Below are 8,995 nucleotides of genomic sequence, written 5' to 3'. Positions count from 1 at the left end.
ATGATGATTGGTTTAAGACCACAAGTAGTTAACCGGTCACATGACACAGATTTGCTTTTCCATCATACAAAAGGCTTGATGGACAACTGTTGCAAATAGAGGTTGCGCTCAAGAAGCTTTGAACATATGGCCATCTCTTTCAAGTCAACCATCGCCTTATCGAGTTTTTGGCTGAGATCCTGAACCTCTTCTTCAAGGCTCCTGATATACTCAGACTGCTGGTCCGTACGTGCATCGAGCTTACGGATATCCAGATGCTGTCGGTGCATGGTTACATACTTGCCGATCTCCTCTTCGGTCTTTTGCCTGACCTGGACTAATTCACATTTGCGGGACTCCACTTCCATTTCACGGGCATTGATTGTTTCCAAGAGGTGATCCACATAAGTGCGTTTGCGTTCTACTTTCTCATTCTCCACATCGATACCAATATCCATGGATACAAGTTCTGCCTTTCTGGCGGCAATCTTTTGCTCCCTGCGGTCAAGTCTTTTCTGTATTTTCTCAAGCCGCTCCTGTTTTTTATGGATAGTAAGCTCTTGCTCCAACTGTGACCTCAGTATGCTGTAGTGTTCACTCTTGCGTTTCTTAAGAGAATCAAAATCAATATTGTATCTGTCAACACGAGACTGAAGGTCCTTTTCCTTTCTGGAGAATTCTTCTCTCCGTTTCTCGAATTCCTTTTTAGAAAGCCGGAGTTCCTCATTTTTGATCAGAAGCTCCTCATATTCCATTGAGATAAGCTTCTTAGCCTCCCGGATCTTGCCATACTCTTCTACAATGATGGATTCATCGGACTTGATCTCCTGTTTCAGCATAGCGATCTCGGCCCGCTTCTTCTCGATCTCATCGAGCTGGCGGAAGTAGGTGTTCTTGGTATCCTCCAGAGCCTGGAGCTGGTTCATATAATAAAGTTCCTCGCTCATATTGACACCTTCTTGAAATCTTTACTCTTTTAATGACAGTGCTGATGAAAACTGCGTTAATAAATGGTACCTAAATGATTGTATATGATATAGGATTGTTATGTCGGAATATAAAAATCCCATGTTCACAAATTAATGTAAGAACGCTGTTTTAGGGAGGTATAAACGATAATGTGCACATGGTACCCGCATAGAGAATTCAGGACATCGAATCTGCGTGGATTGTCAAAAAACTTGCCTTGTCATCCTATAAAGTTAATATTGTCGAAGAGAGAAGCATTTATGCATAGAAAATATTTATATAATTAATTATATAATAGAGTGTGTAGTTATAGGGAAGAGGTAAAAATGGTGAAATGGTATAACAGCCTGGAAACAAAACTGACTGTAAGCTTTATGGTACTGATTTTACTTGTGTCAATGAGTACCTTCGCTTTTACGGTCCATGAGGCAAAAACAGCTATATCCGACCAGATGAAAGAGGAATTGTTCCTAACTGCAAAAATAATGTCTAGCCAGATAGACGGGGATCTTCTTAACCAGATCAATGTAAAAGAAGATACTGAGAATGAGGCATTCATGCAGGTATATCAGAAACTGGAGGATTTAAGAGGAGATAATACCGACATAATTACATATGTTTATATAATGAGATTGGATAAGGAAGGGAATGCCAGATTCATTGTGGATGCTAATTACCTTGAAGATGGGATCATAGATGTTTATGCTGACCAGCTTTATGAGGATGCCCCGATCGAAGATATAAGCATGGGTATGTTAGAGCCCTATGTATCAGGAGAACCTTACACAGATGAATGGGGCACATTCATGACGGGCTATTCTCCGATATATGATTCCAATGGCGATATTGCAGGCGTCCTTGGAGTTGATTTTGACATAGCTACTGTCAAAGAGAAGCAGGATTTCCTGAGTTCCCTGGTCTATTACATACTGATTGGCTCAATACTTGCTGCCAGCTCGGTAATTATGTATTTCTCAAGAACGATCATTAAGGATCTCAATAGTATCACTCAGGTTGCAAGAAGTATCTCAAACGGGGAATTGAATGTGGATCTCCCAACAATAAGATCCAAATCAGAGATATATGAATTAAACGAAGGGATGAGAAGTGTGCTTGCGGTGGTTGAATTCCTTACAGACGAAATTGATGGGAAATCGAAGGAAGGTGACCAGTAAATGGGTCAAAAGTTACAGTCATATTTTGAAGTTGCAAAAGCAAAGGGCGGTCTTGGTGCGCAGGTAAAACTTGCTGCAATAACCAAGATGAGCTCAGCAAAAGCAGCATCTCAAGAAGACTCGCCAGAGAACATAGCATTGTTTGAGAAAGCAATTTCCATGCTTTGATTTTTTGACCCTGCAGGAATAATCACAGATGCACAGTTAATAACGCCAACCGCAAAGAACACAGACCTCATAAGAAATACTTGTACTATTTTCTGAGATTTTGATGGTCTGTGTTTTCTGTGAGTTTTTGCAGTTCAAATAAAAGTACGGGGTTTCTACAGAACCCTTTTATTGTATTCCTCATAGACAATCCTTTTTAATAACGACATTTTTACTCTTCCAAACTTCCTTCGATCTTGGAACCATCATAAGTGCAGCGAGTATTGACCACTCCCTGAAGGATTGACTTATAGCAGGCGTCGTCATCATTTGAGGCTGCAACAGGACAATCGTAATCAATATCACTTATTTCTTCCCACGTCTTTAATGATTTCATATTATCTCCCTGAACTTCGAAAACTGGCTTACCTTATCCAAAGGTATCAGACATCTCTCAAATAATCCAATCCCTTATCACGAGCATCCCACTGCCCGCAAGACATAGTAAGTGATTTTTGCATATAACCTAAACCGTTCTTATTATTGCGAATGAAGTTATATTTAGTTTGCAGAATATGTTTCAGTAACGTCATAATTTCAATGCCCACCTTAAAGTAATAAGAGTGGTAACGTTCCAAAGATGTCTTTTTAAGCATGATCGCTGAGTTCAAAAAAGCTGCATTTTAAGCTAAAAACTGCTCCACAGAATAGCATATTTCAATCGGATACTAAAAATTGATGATAAAAATAATGTTATATCGATCCTCTAACAAAAACGACAGAACCCATATCATTATACGAGTCTGTCAATTATTTCAAAATAAGCGGGAGATGTACTTACAATTGCACCCGTAATCAATATTTTAATTGATTCAATCCTTAAGAGCCTCAAGGAGAGTATCAGCTTCCTGTTTTGATACAAAGACACCTTCCCTGTTGTCACTGACATGCACTCCATTATCGTTGAAACTCATGCTGATGAATCCAAATGTTGACATTGTGCCGAGTGTATTGTCAGAGCCGATTCCTTCAAGTTCCATCTTGAGGATGGAAATGTAGTTTTTTGGAACAAATACTGCGTCACCGCTGGTATCTACAATAACTATACCGTTTTTATCAACTGAAAAACTGTTCATTCTAATTCTCCGTTTTTTAATAAGTCTGCGTTGTTGAATACAGACAGTTTTCTATATATTCCTCTTCAAATAAAAACCCAATGTCTAAATATAGTTCAAGAGTTAATGAATAATCTTTCCCTGCCTCTCCCACAGTCCTAGTCCTATCTTCAAAATCTACATTCTTCTATCCGAATTTCCCGGATATATTTTCCCAAATGTTCTCAAAAGGTACAAATATAAACAAGGATTCAAAACCGATGAGAGAATCATCACCAATATTTATTGTTCCTCTCCCATCAAGCATCACATTCTGTGTGATAACAACATTATTTCCAAGGGAAATTCCCTGCGGATAATATATTTTGCATCCGGAGTCAACTGTAGAGTTATCACCTGTTTTATTTAACAGTCTCATGAGTAGAATAAGCCGAAGCACGTTCCCAAGAAAATAAGATGGAATTTTGGATAGCAAATGAGCATATAAAAGCCACATGATCAAATCCAGCAAGCTATGACCGTAATTATGCTGATAATTATTTTGATAATTATGCTGGTAACCATACCCCATATTACTCCTATGGATGAACTGCTTTCATTATTATAAATAATCTCTCATATCCCGAGAATACTTAAATCAGCTTTTGTTAAAAAATTAGCATCCAAATTACAACATATTTAATTCATGATATTAATTTTTCATTGGATAAGAGCGGAAACCCATAGAAACACTGTATTCTGCTATCATTCTTCTTTCTGACCAATTCTGAATAGGTGTTATCGGAAAATTCAAAGGCGTGTAATTTGGAACAAGCTATTGAATTTAAGAACGGTTTACCTTAAATAAAAACAGCTGATTCATATCAGGTGTCAGGATGAAGTTCCCTGGGCATTCGTATAACACGAATGGGGGACAGCTATATTTCCTGATCTAAGTGGGGTACATAATTGAAACAAATAAGAGAATGTCCTGAGTGCAAGCCACGCCTGCATGAGATGAATATAAAAATACAGCACCGTGAAATATGTGGATGCCGGGCCAGGAAAAGTGTATTTCCTGATACAAGTGGGCTTCCAATGATAATGGGGGTAAGTGATTGAAATATCTAAAAGAATGTCCGGAATGTAAGGCACGCCTTCATTGCATGGACCAAAATATACAACATTGTGTGATTTGTGGATACTGGACGCAGAAGGGGACTGCCAGAATGGATTCGGTAATGGTGTTTGCATGAGGTGAGAAGATGAAAATACAAGAAATTAATTTTTGTCACAGGTGTAAAACCGTACTTAAAAAGCAAAGTCGTGGCGCTGACATATTGTATTTCTGTTCAGGCTGTGGAAATCATGTATCCTGCGAACATTCCGATGAGGGATGGGATGTGTACAGGAGTATAAGATTAAGAACACTACTCAGGAAACTCCAGGTTGAACGCCCAGTAATAGATCAGGAGGTTGCTTCATGTGTTATTGGGTAAAATTCTGGGAAGATGAGAACGAAAAGGTCTTGAGAGAAGTGCCTGTTCACGCAGACACGGAGAATGATGCCAGGAACATTTTCCTTCATGACTTTCCTTCGGTCAGCCATTTTGAGCTGATATCACCTTAACCTTAACTAACTTTCATTTTTATTCTCCGGTGATTAGTGTTCCTGGTAATCGAACCGTCCGTGAATCCTGCAATGAAGCGATGATTTTAACAATCCGGAACTGCGATCCGGAATTCATCGATGGGTTTTAATAATTTGTCATAACTTCTCATATCGAGGAGTAGGTGACCAGAAGTGACAGAAAAGAAAATGTATCCGAAAGTGATGTGTACACAACACCCGGATTCAATATCGAGGTATATATCAACTCAGGAAGAGACATATGAGGCAGTCGAGGCAGCCATGAAATACGGCTGTGATGAATACATGCCGGATTATGAGGGTAAAACCACACCATACCATCAGAGTGCCCAGATAGTATCAAGATTTATTGAGGAAACTGACCTGACTCCTGGCAAAGATATATTTATCACACCAAGAGTACCAAGCGCGGTTCACGAAAACCTCTTCCGGCAGCTAATGGTTATGATGGCAACTGCTGAAGCCAACTACATCTCCCATAAGCAATTGGGTATCCAGGCAATAGACGAAGTGGTGCATCCGATGACAAGCTCCGTCCTTCAGATCATAGATTCCCAGCAGCACATGATAGATGTGAATGAACTCGCAAAAAAAGAGTTCAGGTTTGAGATGGAAGCTCCCCGGATAATACCACTTATTGAGGAAGTTCCCAAACTGCTGAATGCAAAGGAGATCATAGGAAGCACGATCAATGCCTATCAGGAACAGTTGAACCAAACGCCCGAGAAGTACAGGGTATTTCTTGGGAAATCAGACTCTGCACTGACATTTGGGCATGTGGCCAGCACACTCTCATGCAAATATGCAATAAGTGAACTTCACGAACTAGAAGATGGCATTGGAATACCGATCGGGATCATATTTGGAACTGGAGCGCTACCTTTCAGGGGGCACATGACCCTGGAGAATAAAGATAACTTTTTCATGGAATACAAGGGCATTGACACGGTCACTCTGCAATCAGCTTTGAGGTTCGACCATGAGAAAGGTAATGCTGAGGAATTCGTAAGGTGTGCAAAAGACGAACTGTCAAAATCTCCGGATAGATTGTCTGCCCGGGAAAAAGAAGAGCTGGTTAATATTATAGCAATATTTGGTGCCAGTTACAACAGAGCAATACAGCAATTCTCATCGACTATAAACAGCATTGCCGATTTCCTGCCCCAGCAACGCGATCGTCTGATGCGTGAAGGCAGCACAGGATACGCAAGAGACCTGCCTGATGCCACAAGTATGTGCCGTCTCTGCCGCAGTGATATAGGAAATGAGCTGCACGCAAGCATGTCATGCGGGAGTATGAATCTACCAAGAGCAATAAAGTTCACAGGTGCGCTGTATTCCATTGGCATACCGCCTGAGATCATTGGCACCGGGTCTGCAATAGAAGGAGTCCGAGAAAAACTGGGAGATAATGTTTGCGAGCGGTTGCTTACCAGATATTTCCCTTCACTCCGATCTGACCTCATATTTGCATTTGAGTATCTTGACACAAATACGGCATCAAGGTTCCTTTCGGATTCGCTCCATGAATCTATCCGCAAGGAAGTCGATATATTAAGAGACATATTCGATATTGAGACACAATGCGAGCCATCATACCGGATGCTGCTGGAGATGGCAAATCCGCATCTTCTCTGCGCGGCAGATAACGGTTGCATTATGGATGCAGACCTGTTGCAGCTTACGCGTTCAATACTGGTCAAGATGGGAAAAATGCGAAAATCACTGGGATGAACTGAGAATGCGACCAGATGCACTGATATACAACAAAGCGCGCATTTAAGCAGGCAATCGTGTGGGTACAAGTTTGAGCCTTATTAAAGGCTCTGCAATTTCCTAATGCGACGGATCTCTGCATTCGAATGGACTGTTCCCTGGTACTTCTTTCCTGCACAGAGCAAATCTATTATCCCGGGTGTACAGAAGATGTTGTTCTGCGAAACGTTTAACTGAAGATGGAGATATCTAGCCATTAACATCGTTAACAACCAGAACATACCTGATTGTGAGAATTGTGTCCTAAATCAAATTCAATGCTTTCCCGATGCAAAAAGAGGGATCATTTATAGTTTCCATTGAAAAGTACCAATCCTTTATCATCCTTGCATCAGTTGCTATGGGATTAATTCTTGGCCAGGTCCCCTTCATCCACAATTATGCTGCTCTTTTGATCGTTCCCTTTCTTATGGTGATGCTATACTGCATCTTCCTTCAGGTCCCTCTTAATCAGCTGAGGAATTCTTTCAGGAACTGGAGGTTTGCTGCTGTAAGCGGGAGCATCAATTTCATCTTCAATCCTCTGTTGGCATTTGTTCTGGGATTTTTGCTCTTAAGAGATATACCTGCTCTCTGGATTGGCTTTATCATGCTGATGGTAACTCCTTGTACGGACTGGTACCTGCTTTTTACAGGCATTGCAAAAGGCAATGTTCCGCTCTCCGCATCCATCCTTCCCATGAACCTTATCCTTCAGTTACTGTTACTGCCATTATACCTGCTGGTATTTGCAGGGACAATTGCAACTATTGATCCGGTCCTGCTGATCGAAAGTGTGCTTCTTGTATTGTTCATTCCCTTTTTGATGTCCCTTGTGTCAAAAGCGGTCGCTCCGAAATTAAAAGGAGAGTATTGGCTTGAACAGAAGGTTTTCCCCAGGCTTGACCATGTGCAGTTTTCTTTTCTGAACCTTGCGATCATATCCATGTTTGCCTCTCAAGGCGAGTACCTGGTACAGAATCCCTTGTTACTTTTAAAACTCATACCTCCCATAATGCTGTTCTTTACAATAGTATTCTTTGTAGGGCAAATAGTAGGACGATATCTGCGTTTTTCATATGAGGATACTGCCAGCCTGAACCTCACAACACTAGCGCGCAATTCCCCGATAGTGCTGGCAATAGCACTGACAGCATTCCCGGAGGAGCCATTTATAGCGCTTGCACTGGTGATAGGTCCTCTGATAGAATTACCGGTACTGGGAATCATATCGCATGTCCTGCTGAGGATAAGAAATAGATGCGCTTTGATGAATACCTGCCAGGAAGATCTATAGTCTGATACATGAGGACAGGAATCTCAATGGTAGATTCGCACAGCCAGTATCGGACAATATAGCACTGACAGGTTTATGCGGGTATTACTAAACAATATTAACAATGTATCCATGGAATTGATATAAGGATCATCGCGGTCATGGAGGCTATCAATTGTTCCAGTTGATGATCATGTTAACAAAACCACTAATTCCACATTCATCCAAGTCTCCAGCGTTTTTAACCACCTTTGCAGCAGTATTTATCAAAACTATATGATAATCTACGGAGCTCCTTAACAGAGGCAGGACCAGTTCAACGAAAGGATTGACAAAATTATATATAAGTATCAAGAGATGATTACCTATTGAGATATGGTTATGGTTCCAAGAATAAAAAAGATATTGATAGCTACGGATGGTTCTGAGAAAGTAAAGAACGCAGTACATTGGGGTATAAGACTGGCAAGTGAGAACGGAGCGAATGTCACTGCTCTTTATGTCCTGACACCTACAGGATTCCGTCATTCAATGCGCGGTGATATGTGGGTTAAAGAATACTATAACTATTTGAGAGAAGAAGGAAAAAAAGCTATTGATTATGTAGTTGATATTGGTCTCCATGAAGAGGTAAAAGTGGACGCCATAATTATCAAAGATAAAAAACCTGTGGATGCAATTATCGATTTCGCAACAGAGAACGATATCGACCTTATTATAATGGGAACACAAGGAAAAACAGGGGTCGAACGTGCCTTACTTGGCAGTGTTGCAGAAAATGTTGTGCGATATGCAAAAAAACCAGTGCTTGTCATTCCAAGTAGTGAAAACAAAGAGGCTGCCCCCATAAAGGAGACTCCATTTAATGCTGCAGGATTTTAAAGAAACATTCAGGGAGGTAGTCCAGGCTGTATTACCCTTGACAGCAGCTGTGCTCCTGATCATGCTG

The 8,995-nt window shown here is 40.8% G+C and carries 10 protein-coding genes; 6 read left to right on the top strand and 4 right to left on the bottom strand.

Annotated features, from left to right (window positions below; genetic code table 11):
* Window positions 1-62: 62 nt before the first annotated feature.
* Window positions 63-926 carry a hypothetical protein gene (locus Q8J68_RS02080; RefSeq protein WP_305309902.1) on the bottom strand — a complete coding sequence of 288 codons (864 nt, stop codon included), beginning with the start codon at window positions 924-926 and terminating at the stop codon, window positions 63-65.
* A gap of 348 nt (window positions 927-1,274) precedes the next feature.
* Here Q8J68_RS02080 and Q8J68_RS02075 point away from each other — a divergent pair, with 348 nt between their 5' ends.
* Window positions 1,275-2,123, top strand: coding sequence for a HAMP domain-containing protein (locus Q8J68_RS02075; RefSeq protein WP_305309901.1), 849 nt, complete (start codon window positions 1,275-1,277; stop codon window positions 2,121-2,123).
* Window positions 2,124-2,291: a hypothetical protein gene (locus Q8J68_RS02070; RefSeq protein ID WP_305309900.1), complete on the top strand. Its 168-nt coding sequence runs from the start codon at window positions 2,124-2,126 to the stop codon at window positions 2,289-2,291.
* A 211-nt stretch (window positions 2,292-2,502) separates the two neighbouring features.
* Here the strand turns inward: Q8J68_RS02070 and Q8J68_RS02065 are convergent, their stop codons facing one another.
* From Q8J68_RS02065 to Q8J68_RS02055, 3 genes are all read right to left on the bottom strand, one after another.
* Complete coding sequence (locus Q8J68_RS02065; protein WP_305309899.1) at window positions 2,503-2,667, bottom strand: hypothetical protein; 165 nt, start codon at window positions 2,665-2,667, stop codon at window positions 2,503-2,505.
* 475 nt (window positions 2,668-3,142) lie between these two features.
* Complete coding sequence (locus Q8J68_RS02060) at window positions 3,143-3,406, bottom strand: hypothetical protein (protein ID WP_015054948.1); 264 nt, start codon at window positions 3,404-3,406, stop codon at window positions 3,143-3,145.
* Window positions 3,407-3,572: 166 nt separating this feature from the next.
* Window positions 3,573-3,896 carry a hypothetical protein gene (locus tag Q8J68_RS02055; RefSeq protein WP_305309898.1) on the bottom strand — a complete coding sequence of 108 codons (324 nt, stop codon included), beginning with the start codon at window positions 3,894-3,896 and terminating at the stop codon, window positions 3,573-3,575.
* A gap of 951 nt (window positions 3,897-4,847) precedes the next feature.
* Between Q8J68_RS02055 and Q8J68_RS02050 the strand changes: the two genes are divergently transcribed.
* The 4 genes from Q8J68_RS02050 (at window position 4,848) to Q8J68_RS02035 (ending at window position 8,928) form a co-directional block, all read left to right on the top strand.
* Entirely contained in the window at window positions 4,848-4,994 is a 147-nt protein-coding gene (locus Q8J68_RS02050) for a hypothetical protein (protein WP_305309897.1), read from the top strand.
* Between the two features lie 174 nt (window positions 4,995-5,168).
* Entirely contained in the window at window positions 5,169-6,749 is a 1,581-nt protein-coding gene (gene ppcA, locus Q8J68_RS02045) for a phosphoenolpyruvate carboxylase (RefSeq protein WP_305309896.1), read from the top strand.
* 310 nt (window positions 6,750-7,059) lie between these two features.
* Entirely contained in the window at window positions 7,060-8,067 is a 1,008-nt protein-coding gene (locus Q8J68_RS02040; RefSeq protein WP_305309895.1) for an arsenic resistance protein, read from the top strand.
* 360 nt (window positions 8,068-8,427) lie between these two features.
* Window positions 8,428-8,928: a universal stress protein gene (locus Q8J68_RS02035; RefSeq protein ID WP_305309894.1), complete on the top strand. Its 501-nt coding sequence runs from the start codon at window positions 8,428-8,430 to the stop codon at window positions 8,926-8,928.
* Window positions 8,929-8,995: the final 67 nt, after the last annotated feature.

Origin of the sequence: Methanolobus sp., from assembly GCF_030682845.1 — an archaeon.
Taxonomy (GTDB): domain Archaea; phylum Halobacteriota; class Methanosarcinia; order Methanosarcinales; family Methanosarcinaceae; genus Methanolobus.
The sequence above is the reverse complement of the archived record's forward strand: the minus strand, read 5'-3'. Positions and strand labels throughout refer to the sequence as shown.